This is a genomic window from Streptomyces sp. NPDC050535 (assembly GCF_044457665.1).
Lineage (GTDB): Bacteria > Actinomycetota > Actinomycetes > Streptomycetales > Streptomycetaceae > Streptomyces.
On sequence record NZ_JBITHE010000013.1, the window covers coordinates 103,891 to 125,133 of the forward strand.

17 protein-coding genes, 1 pseudogene and 1 riboswitch are annotated in these 21,243 nt (G+C 69.9%); of the genes and pseudogenes, 9 read left to right on the forward strand and 9 right to left on the reverse strand.

All coding sequences use genetic code 11. The annotated features are described in order from the left end of the window. Positions 1 to 101: 101 nt before the first annotated feature. Both ACIBLC_RS27005 and ACIBLC_RS27010 read left to right on the forward strand, forming a co-directional pair. Complete coding sequence (locus ACIBLC_RS27005; RefSeq protein WP_399213790.1) at positions 102 to 2,210, forward strand: hypothetical protein; 2,109 nt, start codon at positions 102 to 104, stop codon at positions 2,208 to 2,210. Between the two features lie 273 nt (positions 2,211 to 2,483). After that, positions 2,484 to 3,260 carry an FkbM family methyltransferase gene (locus ACIBLC_RS27010; RefSeq protein ID WP_399213791.1) on the forward strand — a complete coding sequence of 259 codons (777 nt, stop codon included), beginning with the start codon at positions 2,484 to 2,486 and terminating at the stop codon, positions 3,258 to 3,260. Positions 3,261 to 3,375: 115 nt separating this feature from the next. Here ACIBLC_RS27010 and ACIBLC_RS27015 read toward each other — a convergent pair whose 3' ends face one another. The 3 genes from ACIBLC_RS27015 to ACIBLC_RS27025 form a co-directional block, all read right to left on the reverse strand. Further along, positions 3,376 to 4,134: a CDP-alcohol phosphatidyltransferase family protein gene (locus tag ACIBLC_RS27015; protein ID WP_399213792.1), complete on the reverse strand. Its 759-nt coding sequence runs from the start codon at positions 4,132 to 4,134 to the stop codon at positions 3,376 to 3,378. A 232-nt stretch (positions 4,135 to 4,366) separates the two neighbouring features. After that, on the reverse strand, positions 4,367 to 5,749 hold the full coding sequence (locus tag ACIBLC_RS27020; protein WP_399213793.1) for a metallophosphoesterase: 1,383 nt from the start codon (positions 5,747 to 5,749) through the stop codon (positions 4,367 to 4,369). Positions 5,750 to 5,764: 15 nt separating this feature from the next. Continuing rightward, positions 5,765 to 6,040, reverse strand: coding sequence for an SCO4848 family membrane protein (locus tag ACIBLC_RS27025; protein ID WP_399213794.1), 276 nt, complete (start codon positions 6,038 to 6,040; stop codon positions 5,765 to 5,767). On the opposite strand from ACIBLC_RS27025, the gene ACIBLC_RS27030 reads away from it, so the two are divergent. Beyond that, positions 6,039 to 7,424 carry a D-alanyl-D-alanine carboxypeptidase family protein gene (locus tag ACIBLC_RS27030; RefSeq protein ID WP_399213795.1) on the forward strand — a complete coding sequence of 462 codons (1,386 nt, stop codon included), beginning with the start codon at positions 6,039 to 6,041 and terminating at the stop codon, positions 7,422 to 7,424. The two genes, ACIBLC_RS27025 and ACIBLC_RS27030, sit on opposite strands and share 2 nt — an antisense overlap. On the opposite strand, the gene ACIBLC_RS27035 is transcribed toward ACIBLC_RS27030, so the two are convergent. Next, a complete protein-coding gene (locus ACIBLC_RS27035; RefSeq protein ID WP_399213796.1) occupies positions 7,378 to 8,334 on the reverse strand; it encodes a YihY/virulence factor BrkB family protein in 957 nt (318 codons plus the stop codon). The genes ACIBLC_RS27030 and ACIBLC_RS27035 overlap by 47 nt on opposite strands. Before the next feature lie 259 nt (positions 8,335 to 8,593). Between ACIBLC_RS27035 and ACIBLC_RS27040 the strand changes: the two genes are divergently transcribed. Continuing rightward, the gene (locus ACIBLC_RS27040; protein WP_399213797.1) at positions 8,594 to 9,349 is read left to right on the forward strand and encodes a decaprenylphospho-beta-D-erythro-pentofuranosid-2-ulose 2-reductase; all 756 of its coding nucleotides are present in this window, start codon (positions 8,594 to 8,596) and stop codon (positions 9,347 to 9,349) included. Between the two features lie 79 nt (positions 9,350 to 9,428). Here ACIBLC_RS27040 and ACIBLC_RS27045 read toward each other — a convergent pair whose 3' ends face one another. Further along, a complete protein-coding gene (locus tag ACIBLC_RS27045) occupies positions 9,429 to 10,013 on the reverse strand; it encodes a 2'-5' RNA ligase family protein (RefSeq protein ID WP_399213798.1) in 585 nt (194 codons plus the stop codon). A 270-nt stretch (positions 10,014 to 10,283) separates the two neighbouring features. Beyond that, on the reverse strand, positions 10,284 to 11,297 hold the full coding sequence (gene trpS, locus ACIBLC_RS27050; protein WP_399213799.1) for a tryptophan--tRNA ligase: 1,014 nt from the start codon (positions 11,295 to 11,297) through the stop codon (positions 10,284 to 10,286). Positions 11,298 to 11,374: 77 nt separating this feature from the next. On the opposite strand from trpS, the pseudogene ACIBLC_RS27055 reads away from it, so the two are divergent. From ACIBLC_RS27055 to ACIBLC_RS27065, 3 genes and pseudogenes are all read left to right on the forward strand, one after another. Next, positions 11,375 to 11,974, forward strand: a pseudogene (locus tag ACIBLC_RS27055) (RNA polymerase sigma factor); the annotation flags it as partial. Positions 11,975 to 12,170: 196 nt separating this feature from the next. Further along, positions 12,171 to 13,079, forward strand: a complete 909-nt coding sequence (locus tag ACIBLC_RS27060) for a hypothetical protein (RefSeq protein WP_399213800.1) — start codon at positions 12,171 to 12,173, stop codon at positions 13,077 to 13,079. Between the two features lie 190 nt (positions 13,080 to 13,269). Continuing rightward, positions 13,270 to 14,010: a hypothetical protein gene (locus ACIBLC_RS27065; RefSeq protein WP_399213801.1), complete on the forward strand. Its 741-nt coding sequence runs from the start codon at positions 13,270 to 13,272 to the stop codon at positions 14,008 to 14,010. A gap of 153 nt (positions 14,011 to 14,163) precedes the next feature. On the opposite strand, the gene ACIBLC_RS27070 is transcribed toward ACIBLC_RS27065, so the two are convergent. Further along, a complete protein-coding gene (locus ACIBLC_RS27070) occupies positions 14,164 to 15,612 on the reverse strand; it encodes a glycine hydroxymethyltransferase (protein WP_399213802.1) in 1,449 nt (482 codons plus the stop codon). 41 nt (positions 15,613 to 15,653) lie between these two features. Further along, positions 15,654 to 15,740, reverse strand: a riboswitch (ZMP/ZTP riboswitch). Positions 15,741 to 16,089: 349 nt separating this feature from the next. Here ACIBLC_RS27070 and ACIBLC_RS27075 point away from each other — a divergent pair. Both ACIBLC_RS27075 and ACIBLC_RS27080 read left to right on the forward strand, forming a co-directional pair. Then, on the forward strand, positions 16,090 to 16,992 hold the full coding sequence (locus ACIBLC_RS27075) for a hypothetical protein (RefSeq protein ID WP_399213919.1): 903 nt from the start codon (positions 16,090 to 16,092) through the stop codon (positions 16,990 to 16,992). A 12-nt stretch (positions 16,993 to 17,004) separates the two neighbouring features. Further along, the gene (locus ACIBLC_RS27080) at positions 17,005 to 17,901 is read left to right on the forward strand and encodes a GNAT family N-acetyltransferase (RefSeq protein WP_399213803.1); all 897 of its coding nucleotides are present in this window, start codon (positions 17,005 to 17,007) and stop codon (positions 17,899 to 17,901) included. Positions 17,902 to 17,958: 57 nt separating this feature from the next. Here the strand turns inward: ACIBLC_RS27080 and ACIBLC_RS27085 are convergent, their stop codons facing one another. Together ACIBLC_RS27085 and ACIBLC_RS27090 are read right to left on the reverse strand one after the other, a co-directional pair. Beyond that, positions 17,959 to 19,989 (reverse strand): NACHT domain-containing protein, encoded by a 2,031-nt coding sequence (locus ACIBLC_RS27085; RefSeq protein WP_399213804.1) that lies wholly within the window; start codon positions 19,987 to 19,989, stop codon positions 17,959 to 17,961. Positions 19,990 to 20,135: 146 nt separating this feature from the next. Further along, entirely contained in the window at positions 20,136 to 21,125 is a 990-nt protein-coding gene (locus ACIBLC_RS27090) for a malate dehydrogenase (protein WP_399213805.1), read from the reverse strand. Positions 21,126 to 21,243: the final 118 nt, after the last annotated feature.

The following is a 21,243-nucleotide window of genomic DNA, read 5'->3' on the forward strand; positions in this document are numbered from 1 at the left end:
GACCGTTGCGCCGCCGTACACAGATACAGGCGGTAGCGGCCCGACTTGTCCGGGCTGATCCGCAGCACCAGCACAGCGCTTCGCAGGGAAGGACCGCAGGGTTGTCGTTCAACACGAGCTCTCGCCAGCCGCCGATATCGAGCGAGACGACGGATGAGACGCAGGCGCCTCAGGAGGAGGGGCTGACGCCGGAGGCCGCCGCCGAGCCCACGCCGGAGCCCACTGCCGAGGTCCCTTCCGAGGCCGCCGCCGAGCCGAAGCCGGAACCCGCCACCGAGGCCGCCGCCGCCGACCCCACGCCGGAGCCCACAGCCAAGGCCCCTTCCGAACCCAAACCGGAAGCCGTCGCCGAGGTCCCTCCCGAGCCCAAGCCGGAAGCCGTTGCCAAGGCCCCTTCCGAGCCCAAGCCGGAAGCCGTTGCCAAGGCCCCTTCCGAACCCACGCCGGAAGCCGTCGCGGAACCGGCCGCCGAAGCCACGGCGGAGCCCACCGCGGCACCCGCCCCCGAAGCCACGCCCGAAACGGCCTCGGGTCGCGGGCGGCGTGGCCGGCGCGTCTGGCACGGCTGGCGTGACAGGTACCCCGTTGCCGCGAAGGTGGCGGCGTGGACCACCACCGGTCTCGCCACCGCGCTCGTGCTGTTCACCCTGCTCATGTCGAACAACGCCGCCGGCGTGATGCTGCTCGCCTTCGTGCGCATCCCGGTGGAGGCGATCTTCGGCGCCGCGATTCTGATCGCCCTTCCGCGCAGGCCGCGCGTCGTGGTCGCGGCGCTCGCGGGACTGGCCCTCGGCGTGCAAATGGTCCTGAACTTCCTCGACATGGGCTTCAAGGAATACCTCGGGCGGGACTTCAACCCGGTCCTCGACTGGACCCTGTTCGGCGACGCGCATACGTACCTCAAGGACACGATCGGCGAGACGGGCACGCTCGCGGCCGTCGTCGCGATTCTGGCTCTCGTCGTCGTCGTGCTCGTCGCCATGACGCTGGCGGTCGTCCGGCTGGGCAACATCATGGCCCGGCACAGCGTCATCGCGACCCGCACGACGCTGGTGTTCGGCACCGTCTGGGTCACCTGCGCCGCGCTCGGCGTGCAGTTCACCGCCGACATGCCGGTCGCCGCCGACCGTTCGGCCAACCTCGTCCGTATCCGGGTACAGGCGGTGCAGTCGACCCTGCGGGACGAGGCGGAGTTCGCCAAGGTGGCCAAGAAGGACGCCTTCGCCAACACCCCGCCGGCCCAGCTGCTGACCGACCTGCGCGGCAAGGACATGATGATCACCTTCATCGAGAGCTACGGCCGCAGCGCGATCGAGGACCCGATCATCGCGCCGGGGGTGAACGCGACGCTCACAGCCGAGAACGAGAAGCTGCGCAAGGCGGGGTTCGCGGCAGAGAGCGGCTGGCTCACCTCGGCGACGTACGGCGGAAGCAGCTGGCTGGGCCACTCCACCTTCCTGTCGGGCCTGTGGATCAACAACCAGCAGCGCTACCGCACCGTCTCCACGGGCGACCACATGACCCTCACCAGCGCCTTCCAGAAGACAGGCGCCTGGCGCACGGTCGGCATCATGCCGGGCGTCCAGAAGACCTGGCCGGAAGCGAAGTTCTTCGGCCTCGACAACGTGTACGACGCCCACGAACTGGGTTACAAGGGACCGAAGTTCAGCTGGTCGACGATGCCCGACCAGTACGCCCTGACCGCGTTCGAACGGCTGGAGCACGGCAAGAAGCAGGACAAGCCCCTGATGTCGGAGATCATCCTGACCTCCAGCCACCAGCCCTGGGGGCCCATCCCCAAGACGGTCCCCCAGGACCAGGTCGGCGACGGCTCGATCTACGACGCCATCGAGAAAGAGGGCACGGACCCGTCGGAACTCCTCACCAACTCCACCAGGTCGAAGGAGGAGTACGGCAAGTCCATCCAGTACTCGGTGACCAGCCTCATCGACTACCTGGTGAGGTACGGCAACGACAACACCGTGCTCATCTTCCTCGGCGACCATCAGCCCATCGCCCGGGTCAGCGGCAACAACGCCAGCCGTGACGTGCCGGTCTCGATCGTCGCCAAGGATCCGAAGGTCCTCGACAAGATCGCCGATTGGGGCTGGACGGACGGGCTGCAGCCCAATCAGCAGACCCCGGTGTGGAAGATGAGCGACTTCCGCGACCGGTTCCTGACCGCGTACGGTTCAACGCCGTCCCCTTGATGACCGGTTGCACCCCAACCGACGACAACCGGTTGTGGTGCCCCGGTCGACCCGATGGCCCCGTGGCCGGCGCGGCGGCATCCAGGCCGCCGGACCGCCACGGAACGCCACGGAACGCCTTCGGAAATTCCAGACAAGGAATTAATTACAGGAAGCTCGAACCGCCCACCCAGGGCAGCGAGAGCCCGAACCCTGAAACAATCATTCGAGTTCCGTTCCGATCGACTTCACATCCACACGTTGCACGACGTCTCCGCCGGGGTACCATCCCATATGAACGTAAACAGCGATGCAATAGAATCCCTCAAGGCCGATCCGACCGCTTCTCCTATCCTCCGGTCACTCGATTTCTATTACGGAAACGCCGGCCAGGACGCGGCGATGGACGCTTTCTACGCACAGTTCGTACGGCCCGGCGACCTCGTTTTCGACATCGGGGCCCACGTCGGTGACCGCATCGGCAGTTTTCGTCGGATCGGGGCACGCGTAACGGCCGTGGAGCCACAACCGCTGTGCATCCGCGCCATCCGGGAAATCTACGCCGGCGACGAAGAAGTGGTGGCGGTCGAAGCCGTGTGCGGGGCGAACGAGGGAGCGGCGAAGTTCTACGTCAACTCGGCGAACCCCACCGTATCCACAGCATCGGCGGAATTCATCAAGGCCGCCGACGGGGCACGTGGCTGGCAGGACCAGGTATGGGACGAGGAGATGGACGTGCCGGTCGTGACCCTCGACCATCTCATCAGAACTTACGGTACGCCCGCATTCGCCAAGATCGACGTCGAAGGTTTCGAGGCCTCAGTACTGGCCGGCCTCAGCCAGGCGTTGCCTGCACTGTCGTTCGAGTTCACGACGATCGAACGTGCGGTGGCCCAGCGTTGCCTCGACCGCGTGACGGAACTGGGGTTCGAGCTCTTCAACGTCTCCATGGGCGAGAGCATGAACCTGAATTTCGACGAGTGGGTTTCGTCGAAAGAAATGGCCGCTCACATCATGGCTCTTCCACATGAGGCAAACGCAGGCGATATCTACTGCCTGAGCCCCCGTTAGGCGCCGTCACCAGCAGCTGGGCCCCTCGCGCGCTTCGGCCACAAGGGGCCACGACAAGTACGACGGGTTACAACGATCAAGCTCCGGATTCAAACGCCGGATTCAAGCTGCGGATTCAAACACTGCTGTAGCTCAATTCCCTCAGCCTCAGCCGCTTAAGCGCCGACTGACTCCACAAATACCCGATATCAAGGGCGAACGACCAGACCAGTGTGCCAATCGAGAGCGCAACGCAAGCTTGAGCAATCGGCAGGGGAAGAAAACCTGCACTGGCGACAACCAATACAGCTCCTTGTGAAGCGGCTACGACCTTTCGTGACATTCGGGGGAGCAGCGGAGCGCTCAGCCAAGGCATCGCCCAGGATGCCAGTACGAAGGCGTAGCGGAAAAGCCCGATCGAGACGGCCCACCAACCGAGAGACGTCGCGATGAAGACGCTCAGGACAATTGCCAGGACGGAGTCCGCTTCCATGTCGAACCGTGCGCCGAATCGCGACGCGGTTCCGGTGCGGCGAGCGACCTGACCGTCTCCGGCATCGAGAATCAAGGAGGCCGCGGCCAACCCGATGAGTACTGGCTGATGAGCGTCTCCGCCAACAGAGTTGGCGACAAGAGCGGCCACACCGCCGGTCAGGATCAAACGGCCAAAGGTGACGCTGTCAGCAGGTCCCCACCGGTGAACGTCAGGTTGTTGCAGGGCGCGAGAGAGCAGAATCCACGTAACTGCGGTAAACCCCAGCCCCGTGAGCCAACCGGCCACACCGAGCCCCACTGTCTCCCCCAGCAGAACCAGAACGGTCACTTGGGCCACGACGCCCAGAGTTGGGGGGTAGATCCGCAGAGCTACTTCTCGCTGTGCGAGATCCGTCACCATTCCTCCTTGAGCCCACCTGCCGAAACGGCCCGGTGTCGGCGCCGCTCCCTGAGCAATACGCACGCCGACGTCGGCCAGTTCAGCCCGCGCACAGGTATTTGCTCGCCTCATGCATCGGAAGCCCCGCGGCCGGCAGACAGCGACTCAACCGACCCCGAACACCCCCGTGGCCTCAGTGGCATCGACGCTAGGAACGTCGGATCGCTGGGCGGACAATGGCTACCACGGCGCCTCAGGCCCGCAGCGACGCGAGCTCCACGACGGTGATGTCGGACGGCGCTCCCACCCGCGTGGGCGGCCCCCAAGCACCCGCACCCCGACTCACGTACAACTGCGTGTCCCCGTACCGCTCCAGTCCCGCGAGGGTCGGGTTCGCGAGGTCCGCCACGAAGTTGCCCGGCCAGAGCTGGCCTCCGTGGGTGTGGCCGGAGAGCTGGAGGTCGACGCCGTGTTCGACGGCGTCGTGGATCTGGACCGGCTGGTGGGCCAGCAGAACGCTGGCCCGTGAGGTGTCCCGGTCGCCCAGCGCCTTGGCGAAGTCCGGGCCCTGGCCCTCACTCTCGCCCGACACGTCGTTCACCCCGGCGAGGTCGAACGCGGGCAGCTCCACGCGCGCGTTCTCCAGCGGACGCAGACCGAGCCGCCGTACCTCCTCGACCCACTGCTCGGCACCGGAGAAGTACTCATGGTTGCCCGTGACGAAGAAGGCCCCCTGCCGGGCCTTGAGCTGGGCGAGCGGAGCCGCCGCGGGCCCGAGGTCCTTCACGGTGCCGTCGACCAGATCGCCCACAACAGCGATGAGATCGGGCTGAGTGGCGTTGATGGTGTCGACGACACGCTGCGCGAACCCGCGCCCAAGGACCGGCCCGAGGTGTATGTCGCTGACCACGGCGATCCGAAACCCGTGCGCGGACCGCGGCAGTTTGGCCAACGGCACGGTCACCCGCTTGACGGAGGGCCCACGCAGGACGCCGTAGGTCCCGTACCCCACGGTGCCCGCGGCGGCCGCGGCAGCGGCACCTCCCACGACCCGCGAGACGAAGAGCCGACGGGAGGGCCCCACACCCGCCCCAGCCACCGCCCCGCCCCCGTCCCCAGCCACGGCCCCGGTCCCCGCCGCCGAACCGGCAGCAGGGGACGTACCGGAACGTCCGCCCGCAGCGGCTGGCGCGTCAACACCGTCACCTTCCAGAGAAACCGATTCCGCGCCAGACCGAGGACGGATGCTCCGGTGCGGCCCCGACCCGACGACAACCGCGGGCGGCACGGCCACAACGGGCGGGGCAGCCGCCCCCCGCCGCTCCAGAACCCGCCGCAGCAGCGGCCGTACGACCTCCCCCACCACCAGCGCCAGTCCGAGATAGAGGAACACCGCCATCCACAGGAACCCGGGCCACGCCAGCGTCCGCTGAAGCCAGAACGGCGCGCCGCCACGCTCGGCGCCCAGTGCCGCCACCATCAGCACCGGCCCGGCGATGAAGACACCGGTGCCCAGACGTCGGGCGAGCCCCGGCCCCGGGGTCGTGTCGCGCACCAGACGGCGCCACTCGTACCAGTGCAGTGCCCCGATCGCGGCCAGCACGGCCAGCAGGATGAGCACGAAGACAACGACCACGGCTCTGTACCCCCGTTACGACGACGTCTGGTGCGACGACGTCTGCTGGGACGACGCGTCGCGCAGCGCGCGGACACCCCGGAACCCGATGCCCCCGACAACCGTCCCCAAGACAAAGGAGACGACGGCGAGCGTCAGGTGCACCCAGAAGTACGCCGTCGGATCGCCCGCGTCGTCGAACGCGAGCCCGCTGCCGTCCTTGAACAGATTCTTGATGAAAGTGATCCAGATGACCCAGCTCCACACCCCGAAGGCGAGCAGGAACCAGGAGACGGGGCGGGTGAGCTTCATGGGTTCAGTATCGCCGTCACCGGCCCGGCGCCGGCGCCGGGGTGGGGAGGGCGATGGGACTTCCCGACCGGAGCCATGTACTTTCTCGACCGTGCCCGCCACCAACTCGTCCGCGTCCGCCGCCGCCAAGACCGCCCCGCGGTTCATGCTGGTCGCATCCGCCTCCCTGCTGTCCCTTTCGCTCACCGCGCCCGCGTTCGCGGACGCGGACGCGAGCCCGTCCCCGACCCCGTCGAAATCGGCCACTCCCCCGGCGAACATGTCGACGGTGGGCGGCGAACAACTGGGCATGGCCGGAACCCAGGTGAACCTCGGCGCCGGCGCCCCCGTGCTGCCGAAGGCCATCAGCGCCCGCTCCTGGATCGTCTCCGACGCCGAGTCCGGCGAGGTCCTGGCCGCCCACAACGCACACTGGCGGCTGCCCCCGGCGAGCACCCTGAAGATGCTGTTCGCCGACACACTGCTGCCGAAGTTCCCGAAGACGACGGAACACAAGGTCATGCCCTCCGACCTCGCGGGCATCGGCTCGGGCTCCAGCATGGTGGGGATAAAGGAGGACGAGACGTACTCGGTCCACGATCTGTGGCTCGGCGTCTTCCTTCGCTCGGGCAACGACGCCGTGCACGTCCTGTCGGCGATGAACAAGGGCGTCGACGAGACGGTCAAGGACATGCAGGCGCACGCGGAGGAGCTCCAGGCCCTCGACACGCATGTGGTGAGTCCGGACGGCTACGACGCGAAGGGCCAGGTGTCGTCGGCGTACGACCTGACGCTGTTCGCCCGCTCCGGACTGCAGAAGAAGGACTTCCGCGAGTACGCCTCGACGGTGTCGGCGAAGTTCCCGGGCGAGACGACGAAGAACAAGAAGGGCAAGACGACCCGCGGGACCTTCGAGATCCAGAACACCAACCGGCTGCTCACCGGCGACAGTGACATCTCGCAGTACCAGGGCATCGCGGGTGTGAAGAACGGCAACACCACGAACGCGGGGGCCACCTTCACCGGTGTCGCCGAGCGCGACGGCAAGGTGCTGCTCGTCACGGTGATGAAGCCGGAGAAGGACGAGCACAACGAGGTCTACAAGGAGGCGGCCGCTCTCCTCGACTGGGGCTTCAAGGCGGCGGGCAAGGTCGAGCCGGTGGGCGAGCTGGTGGCGCCGCGGGGCGTCGAGTCGAGCGCGCAGCCGGGCGCGAACGCGTCGACTCCGGCTCCGGGCGACGCGTCCACGAAGCCGGTGGCCGCCGCTGCCGAAACCGACGGGGGTTCGAGCGGCGTGGGGATCGCGCTGGCGGTCACGGGCGGCATCCTCGTGCTGATCGCGGCCGGTGGCTTCCTGGTCAACCGCCGCTGGCCGCTGCCGGACCTGATGCGCCGGCGTCGCTGACCCCGTCCTGTCCCTCGGCCGCGGCGGCATCCGCTTCAGCCTCGTCGGCCGGGGCTTCGTCCTCCTTGCTCGGCGTCGCCGTCCAGGCGGCGCAGAACAACAGCAGCTTCGAGGTGAAGTTGATCCACAGCAGCAGCGCGATGGGCACGCCGAAGGCGCCGTACATGCTCTTCGACGCGACGCCGCTCATATAACTGCTGAGCAGCAGCTTGAGCAGTTCGAAGCCGAGGGCGCCGATCAGCGCGCCGACCAGGAGCCGTCGGCGCGACGGCTGCACTCCCGGCAGCAGTGTCAGGACGTACAGCAGGAGCAGGAAGTCGGCGAGTACGGCGACGGCGAACGCGATGACCTGGAGCAGCAGGCCGCCCCAGCCGTTCTCGTCGATCCCGAGCTGGCGGGCCGTCCAGCCGACCATCATGGAGGCGACGGTGGAGGCGGCGATGGTGACGAGTACGGCGCCGCCGAGCCCGACGAGCACGCCCGCGTCCTTGAGCTTGCCGAGGACGGGGTTCACCTCCGGGTCCGGCAGCTCCCACACCGCCCGCAGGCACTCCCGCATCTGACCGACCCAGCCGATGCCGGTGAACAGCAGGAGGGCGCCTGCGATGACACCGACCGTGCCGGCGTTCTCGACCAGCGAGTTGATGTCGAGCTGGTCGGAGATGCCCGGCACCTGCTCGGCGAGTTTGTCCTGAAGGTCCTGCTGCTGCTCGCTGCTGAGGGTGGCGGCGCCGATCGCGGCGGCCACGGTGAGCAGCGGGAAGAGCGCGACGAAGCTGACGAAGGTCATCGCCGCGGCGAGCCGCGTCCACTTCACCCGGTCGAGCCGCTCGTACGACCGCCACGCGTGCGTGGCCATCAGGCGGGCGACCATCGGTCCCACGCCGGGAAGCTTTTTCAGCCAGTCCATGATCCGACTCTGCCCTCGCCTCGGAGACCAATGTGTGAGTACCCCGAAATCGCAGGCGGCCGGCGAGCGCGCGGACTCTGAACCCAGAACTACGTCAATCTATGACGAAATCCCACTAATCACCCGAAAATCACTCGTTTCAGTGAGGAGCCGCGAGGTCCGACGGGACAAGGCGGTCAGGCGCCTTTTCGCCACTACGGTCAAGGCCATCCCCACGTCAGCGCCCCCGCCCCCGTCGCCTCAACCTCCAGGAGATGTCATGAAGGACGCTTTCGGGCTCCCCCAGTCCCTGCTGATCCTCGGCGGTACGTCGGAGATCGCCCTCGCCACCGCGCGCCGCCTGATCGCCCGGCGCACCCGCACAGTGTGGCTCGCGGGACGGCCCTCGCCCGCCCTGGAGCAGGCCGCCGAACACCTGCGCGGACTGGGCGCGGACGCCCGTACCGTCGCCTTCGACGCGCTCGACCCGGAGTCCCACGAGTCCCTGCTCGGCAAGGTCTTCGCCGAGGGCGACATCGACATGGTGCTGCTGGCGTTCGGCGTACTCGGCGACCAGGCGCGGGACGAGCAGGATCCGGTATCGGCGGTGCGGGTCGCGCAGACCAACTACACGGGCGCGGTCTCGGCCGGACTGGTGTGCGCGCGGGCGCTCCAGGCCCAGGGACACGGCTCCCTGGTGGTGCTCTCCGCCGTCGCGGGCGAACGCGCCCGCCGCTCCGACTTCATCTACGGGTCCAGCAAGGCGGGCCTGGACGTCTTCACGCAGGGCCTGGGCGACGCGCTGTACGGCACCGGCGTACACGTGATGGTCGTACGCCCCGGGTTCGTCGTCACCAGGATGACGGCCGGTCTGCCGCGGACGGCGCTGGCGACCACTCCGGAGGCGGTCGCGACGGCCGTGGAGACGGGCCTGCGACGGCGTTCGGAGACGGTGTGGGTACCGGGCGCCCTCCGGTACGCGATGTCGGCGCTACGGCACGCACCACGACCCCTGTTCCGCCGACTGACGGTCTGACACCGCGCACCGGGCACCGCCAGTGCGCGGGACGCCAGTGCACGGGACGTCAGTGCACGGGACGTCAGTGCACGGGACGTCAGTGCGCCGGCAGCGTGGTGTCACGCTCGGCGGGCGCCCCGGCCTGCGGAGGCACCACCGCACCGCCGAAGACGAACTCCCGCAACTGCCGCCAGACCGCGTCCGGCCCCTGCTCGTAGAGAGCGAACCCGGTGCACGGCCACGCGGCCCCGTACCCGGCGAGCTCCTCGAAGGCCCGGTCCATCGCCTCGTCGTCGATACCGTGCGCCACGGTGACGTGCGGGTGGTACGGGAACTGCAGTTCGCGCGCCACCGGCCCGGAGGCGTCCCTGACCTGCTTCTGGAGCCAGGTGCAGGACTCGGCGCCCTCGACGACCCGCACGAACACGACGGGCGACAGCGGGCGGAAGGTGCCGGTCCCGGAGAGCCGCATCGGGAAGGGTCGCCCGGCGGCGGCGACCTCGAGCAGGTGCGCCTCGATGGCGGGCAGCGCCGAGTCGGCGACCTCCGTCGGCGGGAGCAGCGTGACGTGCGTGGGGATGCCGGAAGCCGCGAGGTCACCGAAGCCCGTGCGCCGCTCCTGGAGCAGGCTGCCATGGGGCTCCGGGACCGCGATCGACACACCGATCGTTACGGTCCCCACGTCGTCTCCTGTCGTCGTATCGGTTCTCGGTCCTCGCGGGCAGGGCAGACCGCTCGGCTGGTACGGCTATCGACTGTACGGCGGTACCGCCCGATCCCGGCTGTCGTGCGGGTGTTGTGCTCGTCTCGTACTGGCTTTTCGGACGCGCTTTCGTCCTTCTCGGACGTTACTGTCGTCCTTCTCGGACGTTACTGTCGTCCTTTTCGGACGCGCTGTCGTCCTGACCGCCGTACCCGCCACGGCCGCGGTACTCGCCGCCGTGGCGGGTTGTCAGTGCTTGGCAGGCAGGAAGCCGACCCTGTCGTACGCCTGGGAGAGCGACTCCGCGGCGACGGCACGCGCCTTCTCGGCACCCTTGGCCAGGATCGAGTCGAGCGTCTCCGGGTCGTCCAGATACTGCTGGGTGCGCTCCCGGAACGGCGTCACGAAGTCGACCATGACCTCGGCGAGGTCCGTCTTCAGCGCACCGTAGCCCTTGCCGGTGTACTTCTCCTCCAGTTCGGCGATACCGGTTCCTGTGAGGGTCGAGTAGATGGTCAGCAGGTTGCTGACACCCGGCTTCTGCTGGGTGTCGTACCTGATGACGGTGTCCGTGTCGGTGACCGCGCTCTTGACCTTCTTGGCCGTCGTCTTCGGGTCGTCGAGCAGGTTGATGAGGCCCTTCGGAGTGGACGCCGACTTGCTCATCTTGATCGACGGGTCCTGGAGATCGAAGATCTTCGCCGTCTCCTTGAGGATGTACGGCTTCGGCACGATGAACGTCTCCCCGAAGCGGCCGTTGAAGCGCTCGGCGAGGTCCCGGGTGAGCTCGATGTGCTGCCGCTGGTCCTCACCGACCGGGACCTCGTTGGCCTGGTACAGCAGGATGTCCGCGACCTGGAGGATCGGGTACGTGAAGAGGCCGACGGAGGCGCGGTCGGCGCCCTGCTTCGCGGACTTGTCCTTGAACTGGGTCATGCGGCTCGCCTCGCCGAAACCGGTCAGGCAGTTCATGATCCAGGCGAGCTGGGCGTGCTCGGGGACATGGCTCTGGACGAAGAGCGTGCAGCGGTCCGGGTCGAGTCCCGCGGCGAGGAGCTGCGCGGCGGCGAGCCGGGTGTTGGCGCGCAGGTCCGCGGGGTCCTGCGGGAGGGTGATCGCGTGCAGGTCGACGACCATGTAGAACGCGTCGTGGGACTCCTGGAGAGCCACCCACTGGCGGACCGCGCCGAGGTAGTTGCCGAGGTGGAACGAGCCTGCGGTGGGCTGGATTCCGGAGAGCACGCGCGGACGATCAGAGGCCATGAGGCCATTCTCTCAGGTGTCTCTCATTGCTCGGGAACAGGTGGGAACCGATTGGGCCCGAGCGGTGTAACAAGAATGTGAGGACGCGGGAGGGGGGCCGCATCGTCGTCGACGAGGCCGTGGTGATCGCACGGGTGCGCGCCGGTGAGCCGGAGGCGTACGCGGAGCTGGTGCGCGCCCATACGGGCATCGCGATCAGGGCGGCCAAGGCGCTGGGGGCGGGTGCGGACGCGGAGGACGTGGTGCAGCAGGCGTTCATCAAGGCGTACTGCTCGTTGGGGCGTTTTCGGGACGGCGCGGCGTTCAAGCCGTGGCTGCTGTCGATCGTCGCCAATGAGACGAGGAACACAGTGCGGACGGCGGTGCGCCAGCGGACGCTGGCCGGCCGCGAGGCCGCGCTCGTCGAGGCGGAGCCGCTGATACCGGAATCGGCGGACCCGGCGTTCGTGGCGCTGGAGATAGAGCGCCGCGCGGCACTGCTGAGCGCCCTGGACCAGTTGTCCGAGGACCACCGGCTCGTCGTCACCTACCGCTATCTGCTGGAGATGGACGAGCCGGAGACGGCCCAGGCCCTGGGCTGGCCCCGCGGCACGGTGAAGTCACGCCTCAACCGAGCCCTGCGAAAGCTGGGCCGACTGCTGCCGGACTTCGATCCTGGGGACGGCGGGGCGGCTCGGGGTGGCGGAGCGGCTCGGGAAGGTGGGGAGGCTCGGGACGGTGAGCGGTCCCCGGCAGGCGGGGAGTCTCGCGCCGCTCAGGGATCCCCGGTCGGTGAGGGGTCTCGGGCAGGCGAGGGGTCTCGGAAGCATGAGGTGGCTCGGGATCACCAGGAGTCTTGGGATCACCAGGAGTCTCGGGAAGGAGGTGATGTGCATGAGTGAGCCGTACGAGCCTGGGGGCGCCGGATCGTCCTCCGGTGACCGGGACGGGCGTGAGCGCGGGCGTGAGGGTGTCTCGCGGCTGCCCGAGGAGTTGCGGGCGCTGGGGCGTTCGCTGGACCGGCCGGGGGCGGCCGGAAGCGAGTCGATGGTCGAGAGGGTGCTGGAGCAGATACTCGCCGAGCGGCTGCCGGTCCCGGCCGCGGAGCCTCCGGGGCGCGGCGAGCGGCTCCGAGGGGTGCGCCGCTGGGCGCGGGTGCGCTGGCGTGCCCTGACCGCGGCGCTGTGCGGTCTGCTCACGGTCCTCGTGCTCACGCCGCCGGTGCGCGCCGCGGTGGTGGACTGGTTCGGCTTCGGCGGGGTCGAGGTGCGGTACGACCCGTCGGCGGTGCCCTCGTCCGGAGCCGTGGTGCCCGGTTGCGCCGGCACGTCGCTGACACTCTCCGAGGCCGGTCGCCAGGCGGGCTTCGCACCACTCGTGCCCGCTGCCCTGGGTGCGCCGGGAGCGGTGATGGTGACGCGGGAGCCGAAGGGGCGGTTCCTGGTCACGCTGTGCTGGCGGGAGCGGGGGCACACGATCCGGCTGGACGAGTTCGCGGCGCGCCTGGACCCGATGTTCACCAAGACGGCCCGGGAGCAGCCGGAATGGGTGCCGTTGGGCGCGAGCACCGACTACACGGATCAGGCGCTGTGGTTCCCCGGACCCCATCTCCTGGACCTCTGGCTGGTGGACGGGAACGGCGACCGCTTCACCCGCTCCCGGCGGACCGCGGGGCCGACCCTGCTCTGGATGCACGGAGGCGACGTGATGCGCGGAGGCGAGGTGACCCTCCGGCTGGAGGGCGTGACGTCCAGGTCGCGGGCGGTGGAGATCGCCAAGTCCCTCGACCGGCCCGCTGGCTAAACCCCTCGACCGGTCCGCCGACCGGTCCGCCGCCCCGTCCGCCGAGCAGTCGGAAACCCAGCCCCGAAAAAGCCGGTCCCGGCGGAATGGGAACCCCGACACGTCGAGCGGTGTACCAGAAGTGACACGCGGTGCCCGTCCGGGCGCCGCACGTGAATCGACTGGCTGATCGGTTGATCGGGGGGTTCGGATGCGCAGGATTCGTGAACTGGTCGCGGCGCTGGGGGCGTTGGCGCTGGCCGTCGTTGTGGTGCTGCTGAGTGCGTCGGCCGCGACGGCGGGCGGCCCGACGAGTGTGCTGGTGGTCTCGCCGGAGAGCGAGGAGACCGCGGCCTTGTACTACTCGGACAAGGAATACGGCGAGTTGCAACGCCTGCTCGGCGAGGCGACCAGCGGTTCGCTCGAGGAGCCGCCCGGGCTGGGGGTGGGCAGCGGCCGTCAGATCAATGTCACCTGGCTGATCCACGACGTGTCGCCGTGGCGGGTCGACCGCGTGTACCCGGACACGGAAGGGGGCGGAGCGGTCTGGATACACACGGCCAACGACGTGCCGGAGTCCACGAACGGCTACTGGCACAAGGCCGAGCAACCGGACAAGGTGCGGGCGCTGTTCAAGACACTCGGCGTGCTCGGCGAGTCGTCGGGTGCGGGCCCCGGGGCCATCTATCCGGCGCCTTGGCAGACGGCGGACGCAGCGGCACCCGCCCCTGCGCCCACGCCCACGCCCACCGACCAGTCCGTTGCGACGGCCGCCGCCGGGACGCCGGGCGACGGCACCGACTGGTGGTGGGCGATACCGGGAGCCGCGGCCGGAGCCGCGCTGGCACTGGTGCTGCGGCCCCTGGTCCCCGGGGCACTTCGCCGGCTGTCACCGGCCGGACGGCGGGCGGCGCGGGAGCCGGGCCCGCGACAGGAGCTGATCGACTCGTGAGTCCCGCGGCGTTCACGAAGGTCGTGACCCTCGTGAACATCGCGAGACCTGTGAGAACGGGCCCTGCCCCGGCTCCGGCCGCGAAGTCGGCCGAAACCAGTCGAGGACGGAGGACGGCCGAAGTCGGCCGAGACCAGCCGAGGCCGTCCGAGATCAGCCGAGGTCGATCTCGGGGTACAGGGGGAAACCGGTGAGGAGGTCGGTGGCACGGCGGGAGATCTCGTCGGAGATCTTCGGGTCCAGGACGTGCTGGGCCTTGGAGGGGCTGCCCTTGGCGGTGGTGCCGGGCTCGGCGGAGGTGAGGACGCGGTCGATCAGACCCGCGATCTCGTCCATTTCCACCGCACCCAGCCCACGCGTGGTCAGCGCGGGCGTACCGATCCGGATACCGGAGGTGTACCAAGCGCCGTTGGGGTCGGCGGGGATGGCGTTGCGGTTGGTGACGATGCCCGAGTCGAGCAGAGCGGTCTCGGCCTGACGGCCGGTGAGGCCGTAGGAGGAGGCGACGTCGATCAGGTTGAGGTGGTTGTCGGTGCCGCCGGTGACCAGGGTGGCGCCGCGGCGCATCAGGCCCTCGGCGAGAGCGCGGGCGTTGTCGACGACGGCCTGGGCGTAGTCGCGGAACTCGGGGCGGCGGGCCTCGGCGAGGGCGACGGCCTTGGCGGCCATGACATGCGGAAGGGGGCCGCCGAGGACCATCGGGCAGCCGCGGTCGACCTGCTCGGCGAGGGTCTCGTCGCACAGCACCATGCCGCCGCGCGGGCCGCGCAGCGACTTGTGCGTGGTGGTGGTGACGATCTGGGCGTGCGGGACGGGGTCGAAGTCGCCGGTGAGGACCTTGCCGGCGACGAGGCCGGCGAAGTGGGCCATGTCGACCATCAGTGTGGCGCCGACCTCGTCCGCGATCTCCCGCATGATGCGGAAGTTCACCAGGCGGGGGTAGGCGGAGTAGCCGGCGACGATGATCAGGGGCTTGAACTCACGGGCGGAGGTGCGCAGGGCCTCGTAGTCGATGAGGCCGGTGGTGGGGTCGGTGCCGTAGGAGCGCTGGTCGAACATCTTGCCGGAGATGTTGGGGCGGAAGCCGTGGGTGAGGTGGCCGCCGGCGTCGAGGGACATGCCGAGCATGCGCTGGTTGCCGAGGTCGCGGCGGAGCTGGGCCCAGTCGGCCTCGGTGAGGTCGTTGACGTTGCGGACGCCGGCCTTGGCGAGCGCCGGGGCCTCGACACGCTGGGCGAGGACGGCCCAGAAGGCGACGAGGTTGGCGTCGATGCCGGAGTGCGGCTGGGCGTAGGCGTGCTCGGCGCCGAAGAGTTCGCGGGCGTGCTCGGCGGCGAGGGCCTCGACGGTGTCGACGTTGCGACAGCCGGCGTAGAAGCGGCGGCCGACGGTGCCTTCGGCGTACTTGTCGCTGAACCAGTTGCCCATGGCCAGGAGGGTGGCCGGGGAGGCGTAGTTCTCGGAGGCGATCAGCTTGAGCATGTCGCGCTGGTCGGCGACTTCCTGGCCGATGGCGTCGGCGACGCGGGGCTCCACGGCCCGGATCACGTCGAGGGCGCTGCGGAAGGCGGTGGACTCGTGGGAAAGGGGCTGCTGTGACATGTCGGCCTCCGGACGGCGTGGCGTACAGAACTCACGATTCACGGTTCGGCCCAGGCGCACGGCACTCGGTGTGCGAGCCGCTCCCCGATGGTCGGTCCCATCCCAGCGCGCCAGTCACGGCTCGTCGGTCACCCTACCGGGCGCGCCTGATCGCGGGGCCCATCGGTCCACCATGCGAGCGACGACAGGAAGAGGGAGGAGACGGCCCATTCGCCTCCCCTGTGCGGTAGGAAACGGAGGACCCCGTGAGTACTTCGGAGACCACACGGGCGTACATCGCCTGCGAGCACGGGTCGACGTTCGGGGGGAATCCGCTGGCCTGTGCGGTGGCGCTCGAGGTGATCGCGATGCTCCCGTCGGCGCCCCGCCCCTGGCCATCAGCAAGGAGGACCTGGACTGAGGGCTCGCCCGGCTCCGCGCGGTGCTGGGGCCCAGTAGTGCTTCGCGGACACTTACAGTCACCTCGTGCTCTTCGGAATGATCTGCGCCCTCGGCGCCTCGGTCTGCTTCGGTACGGCGACGGTGTTGCAGGCGATGGCGGCGCGGGCGGCGTCCGGCACCGCAGTGGGCAGCGGGGGTGCCGGCAGCGGGTCAGGGGTGGATGCCGCGCTGCTGCTGCGGGCGTTGCGGCAGTGGCGGTATCTCGTGGGGCTCGCGCTCGACGGGGCCGGGTTCCTCCTCCAGATCGTGGCGCTGCGGTCCCTGCCCATCTACACGGTGGGGGCGGCGCTCGCCGCGAGCCTCGCGGTGACGGCGGTGGTCGCGGCGCGGCTGCTGCGGGTGCGGCTGAGCCGGGTCGAGTGGGGCGCGGTGGGGGTGGTCTGCGCGGGCCTCGCGATGCTGGGGCTGGCGTCGGGGGCCGAGGGCGACCGATCGGGGTCCACCGCGCTGGAGTTCGCGATGTTGGGGACCTCGGTGGCTGTGCTGCTGCTGGGGGTGGTGGGCGGGCGGTTGCCCGGGCGGGGGCGGGCGCTGGTCCTGGGGTTGGGGGCCGGGTTCGGGTTCGGGGTGGTTGAGGTGGCGGTGCGGCTCGTCGACGATCTCGCGGTCGGCCATCTGCTGCGCAACCCGGCGACGTACGCGCTGCTCATCGGTGGAGGTGCGGCGTTTCTGCTGCTCACGTCCGCCTTGCAGCGGGGGTCGGTGACCGTGGCCACCGCCGGGATGGTCCTCGGGGAGACCATCGGGCCCGCGGTGGTGGGGGTGGTGTGGCTGGGGGACCGTACGCGGGAGGGGCTGGGCTGGCTGGCGGTGCTCGGGTTCGCGGTGGCTGTCGCGGGGGCGTTGGCGCTGGCGCGGTTCGGTGAGGCGCCGGAGGGGGCGGGTACCGGGAGACGGCCCAAGGGTGACCCCATGGACCTCCGAGACTCCTTTGACTAAAGTCAAAGAACTATGGAGCCAGTGTCACCGGACGACGTGCGCGCGCTGCGGCGTTTCAATCGCTACTTCACCCGGCGCATCGGAGTGCTCGACGATCACTACCTCGGGCAGGACCGGCCGCTCGGTGAGGCGCGGCTGCTGTTCGAGATCGGGAACGGCGCCTCGCTGCGGGAGCTGAGGAGCCGACTCGGTCTGGACGCCGGGTACTTGAGCCGGTTGGTGCGGGCCCTGGAGGCGCAGGGGCTCGTGCGGGTGAGTGTGCACGCGGGCGACACCAGGCTGCGGCTCGCGGAGCTCACGCCGGCCGGACGCACCGAGGTGCGGGAGCAGAACCGGCGGGCGGACCAGCTCGCCGAGGGACTGCTCGGCGGTCTCGACGAACGGCAACGCGGCGACCTCACCGCCGCCGTCGCCGTCACCGAACGGCTGCTTCGGCTGGCCGGGATCACTGTCGAGGTCGTCGACGGTGCCTCGCGCGACGCCCGCGACTGCCTGGCCGGGTACGCGGCCGACATCGACGAACGGTTCCCGGAAGGCTTCGATCCCGGGGCCCTCGTACGGCCTCATGAGGTGTCGGGGGAGTCGGGTGCCTTCCTGGTCGCGTACGAGGAAGGGCAGCCGGTGGGGTGCGGGGCGCTGCGCGGGCTCGAACCCGGGGTGGGCGAGATCCGGCACGTGTGGGTGCGCCCCGCGGCCCGGCGGCTGGGCCTCGCGCGGCGGATCCTCGCCGGCCTCGAACGGCAGGCCGTCGGGCGCGGCTACGACGTCGTACGACTCGACACGCACGCGGTGCTCACGGAGGCGCAGGCGATGTACCGGGCGTGCGGGTACCAGGAGATCCCGCGCTACGACGAGAACGTGTACGCGGCCCACTGGTTCGAGAAGCGGCTCGTCCGTCGAGGTCCCTGAGTCGCCTGCCCTGGCGTGCGCGGTCTCCTCGGGCCCCGTGCCCGCACTCGCCGGTTCTCACCGCGGGCTGCGCGCCAGCCAGAGCTGCAACTCGCGGTGGCGGAACTGGTAGGCGCTGCCCGACAGGCGGAGCAGGCCCACCCGATGGGCGTACTCCAGGAACGGAAGCAGCCGCAGCGGCAGCAGCCGGTGGGACCCCGCGCACAGGGTGAACGCGAGATACCGGCGCGGAGAAGCCCCGAAGATGACCCAGAACGCGGGACCCGCGACCCCCGCGACCAGGCAGGAGAGCGGGATGAGCAGCGGAAGCGCGTCCGCCACCGGCGAGGCGGCGATCCGGGGCCCGCGCCAGGCCGCGATCAAGGGGGTGCCGGCCAGCAACAGCGACGGAACCGCGCACGACAGGCCCGCCCCGGCGCCCGCGCGCAGTGCCTGCCGCGGGGTGGTCACGACGGCGGCCCTCGCCTCGATCTGATGGGCGAGGGCGACGACGACCGCCGCCAGACAACCGGCCGTCAGCCCCGCCATGACGCCGGCGAGGGCGTCCCCCGTGGCCCCGGCGACGATGCCGCCCGTGACCGCCGCCGCCGTGAATCCGCCGAGAGCGGTACGCCAGTTGGCGCGACGCTGACGGTCCGGTGGCAGCCACTGATCGAACGGAAGGGGGTCGTCCGCGGGTGACATGGCGACACGCACCGTCAGGGTGGCGAAGAGGGCGGTCACCGCGGCGACGGCGATCGGGTAGGGCGTGAGCCAGGCGAGTGGGATTCCCGCGGCGGCGACCAGCCCGCTCAGTGCGCCGTCCCACTTGCGTACACGCGCGCGGCCCGCCAGACGCCAGAGCAGGTGCCAGTGGATGTCCGCCCCCGGCCGGCCGCCGTTCCCCTCCTCGAGATCGCGGGCGATGCGGGCCAGCCACTCCCGGATCTCCTGCGCCGTGTACCCCCGTGTGGGCGGGTGCAGTTCGTGTGTCGCCGGGATCAGCCGGCCCAGCAGGTGTTCATCGATGTCGTGGGCCGTGGGCAGCGCCATCAACTCCGCTGGGTCGCCGCTGAGTCGATAACTGGTGGCCACCAGCGTCAGCCGCCACGGTGTGGACAGGCTCCGGGCCAGCACGCCCCCGGGCTCGCCGCGCAGATGCGCGAGGAGTGGCTGCCAGCGCGGCCCGGCCCCCGAGCGTTCGGTCAGATAGACCAGGGCATCCGCCGCCGGAACGGGTTCGATCCGGATACGTGCCGCGTCCCTGAGGTGCTCCTCACCGGCAAAGGCGTCGTAGTGCGCTGTCCGGCAGGTGAGGACGAGCGGCCCCGCCCACCTGCCCTCTCCGTAGTCGTGCAGCGCGTGCAGCGCCGCCCTGGCACGCGGCGCCGCCGGGTCGGGACACTGGTGGCCCGCGCCGTCCACGAGGTCCGGGTCCATCTCGTCGAGCCCGTCCAGCACGGGGAGGATCAGCCGGTGGGCCACCAGCCGCTCGGCCTGCCGCCGGGGAACTCCGTGGTTCTGCCGCAGATGGGACACGAGGAGCTGCTCCAGCGAGGTCCCGGGAGCCCACGCCGACAGCGAGACGCGAACGGGGACCGGGTCCGACTCCTCCCGTCCCTCGATGAGCCCGAGGAGCAGTTCCAGGGCCAGTACGGTCTTGCCCGCCCCGGGTACGCCGGTGACGACCAGCCGGCGTGGCCGCATGGCCTGGTAGTACGCGGTGATGCCCGGAAGACGGCCGTGTGGCGCGGGTACCGAGGCGCCGGGGACGTACTGGTCGACCAGGGAGTAGTGGAGGTCGATGCGTTGGCGGTCGCCGCCCACCAGGAGCCGCCACTGTCTGCCTTCGACCTTTTCCACCCGCTCAGCCAGCGCCGCGGAGTCGATCCGGACCTGCGGACCGTCGTCGAAGGACCAGGCGGTCGCCAGCCTCTGCAGAGAGGGGAGGAGCGAAACCAGCAGCCCGAGCGCCGCCGCCACCAGCCCCGCCTCGTCGACGCGGCCGTGCCGCACCGCCCATCCGACCCCCAGGAGCAGAAGAGTGCAGCCCGCCGCTACGTAGGCGCTCCCGTTCCGTCGTACGCGCCACCCGTTGACCCTCGACACCTCTTCATGATTCCAGCGCGGGGACCCAACTGTCCTGCGAAGGGGGGCACTTGGAATCGTGGAAGTGAGTGGTGATTTTGCCCGGAATGCCCTGTGGGGCACCGCGGCGAGCGGTGCCCCACAGGGAAAGCGACGAGCGATTCGGCTCAGATGAGGCCGAGGGCGCGGACCGCCTCGCGCTCCTCCGCCAGTTCCTGGACCGAGGCGTCGATGCGGGCGCGGGAGAACTCGTTGATGTCCAGGCCCTGGACGATCTCGTACGAGCCGTTCTTCGTGGTGACGGGGAAGGACGAGATGAGGCCCTCCGGGACGCCGTACGAACCGTCGGAGGGGATGCCCATGGAGGTCCAGTCACCGTCCGCGGTGCCGTTGACCCACGTGTGCACGTGGTCGATGGCGGCGTTGGCGGCGGAGGCGGCCGAGGACGCGCCGCGGGCCTCGATGATGGCGGCGCCGCGCTTGGCGACCGTCGGGATGAACTCCTCGGCCAGCCACTTCTCGTCGTTCACGGTCTCGGCGGCGTTCTTGCCGGCGACCGTGGCGTGGAAGATGTCGGGGTACTGGGTGGCCGAGTGGTTGCCCCAGATGGTCAGGCGCTTGATGTCGGCGACCGTCGAACCCGTCTTCTTCGCGAGCTGGGTGAGCGCGCGGTTGTGGTCCAGGCGGGTCATCGCGGTGAAGCGCTCGGCCGGTACGTCCGGGGCGGCGGCCTGCGCGATGAGCGCGTTGGTGTTGGCCGGGTTGCCCACGACGAGGATCTTGATGTCGTCGGCGGCGTTGTCGTTGATGGCCTTGCCCTGCGGCTTGAAGATGCCGCCGTTGGCCTCGAGGAGGTCGCCGCGCTCCATGCCCTTGGTGCGGGGGCGGGCGCCGACGAGGAGACCGACGTTGGCGCCGGCGAAGGCGACGTTCGGGTCGTCGGTGATGTCGATGCCCTGAAGCAGCGGGAAGGCGGAGTCGTCGAGCTCCATGGCGGTGCCCTCGGCGGCCTTCAGCGCCGGCGTGATCTCCAGGAGGCGCAGCTTGACCGGCACGTCCGCGCCGAGCAGCTGGCCGGAGGCGATGCGGAAGAGGAGGGCGTAACCGATCTGGCCGGCCGCGCCGGTGACGGTGACGTTCACGGGAGTGCGGGTCATGGCGTTCTCCGTATGACAGCAGGCGGTGGGGCGTCCCTGCCCCGGGGTGCAGGAGCTCCCCTGCGTCCGCCGCTCCGATCGGTCACGGGTACCGGTGAGAGGCCTCTCGGCGTCGGTA

Excerpts from the sequence above, each read along its gene's own strand:
- ACIBLC_RS27060 (WP_399213800.1), top strand. The coding sequence starts at position 12,171 with ATGAGTGAGCCGTACGAGCCTGGGGGCGCCGGATCGTCCTCCGGTGAC.
- ACIBLC_RS27035 (WP_399213796.1), bottom strand. The coding sequence starts at position 8,334 with ATGGACTGGCTGAAAAAGCTTCCCGGCGTGGGACCGATGGTCGCCCGC.
- ACIBLC_RS27065 (WP_399213801.1), top strand. The coding sequence starts at position 13,270 with ATGCGCAGGATTCGTGAACTGGTCGCGGCGCTGGGGGCGTTGGCGCTG.
- trpS (WP_399213799.1), bottom strand. The coding sequence starts at position 11,297 with ATGGCCTCTGATCGTCCGCGCGTGCTCTCCGGAATCCAGCCCACCGCA.
- ACIBLC_RS27010 (WP_399213791.1), top strand. The coding sequence starts at position 2,484 with ATGAACGTAAACAGCGATGCAATAGAATCCCTCAAGGCCGATCCGACC.
- ACIBLC_RS27025 (WP_399213794.1), bottom strand. The coding sequence starts at position 6,040 with ATGAAGCTCACCCGCCCCGTCTCCTGGTTCCTGCTCGCCTTCGGGGTG.
- ACIBLC_RS27070 (WP_399213802.1), bottom strand. The coding sequence starts at position 15,612 with ATGTCACAGCAGCCCCTTTCCCACGAGTCCACCGCCTTCCGCAGCGCC.
- ACIBLC_RS27090 (WP_399213805.1), bottom strand. The coding sequence starts at position 21,125 with ATGACCCGCACTCCCGTGAACGTCACCGTCACCGGCGCGGCCGGCCAG.
- ACIBLC_RS27030 (WP_399213795.1), top strand. The coding sequence starts at position 6,039 with ATGGGTTCAGTATCGCCGTCACCGGCCCGGCGCCGGCGCCGGGGTGGG.
- ACIBLC_RS27040 (WP_399213797.1), top strand. The coding sequence starts at position 8,594 with ATGAAGGACGCTTTCGGGCTCCCCCAGTCCCTGCTGATCCTCGGCGGT.
- ACIBLC_RS27080 (WP_399213803.1), top strand. The coding sequence starts at position 17,005 with ATGGAGCCAGTGTCACCGGACGACGTGCGCGCGCTGCGGCGTTTCAAT.
- ACIBLC_RS27075 (WP_399213919.1), top strand. The coding sequence starts at position 16,090 with ATGATCTGCGCCCTCGGCGCCTCGGTCTGCTTCGGTACGGCGACGGTG.
- ACIBLC_RS27015 (WP_399213792.1), bottom strand. The coding sequence starts at position 4,134 with ATGGTGACGGATCTCGCACAGCGAGAAGTAGCTCTGCGGATCTACCCC.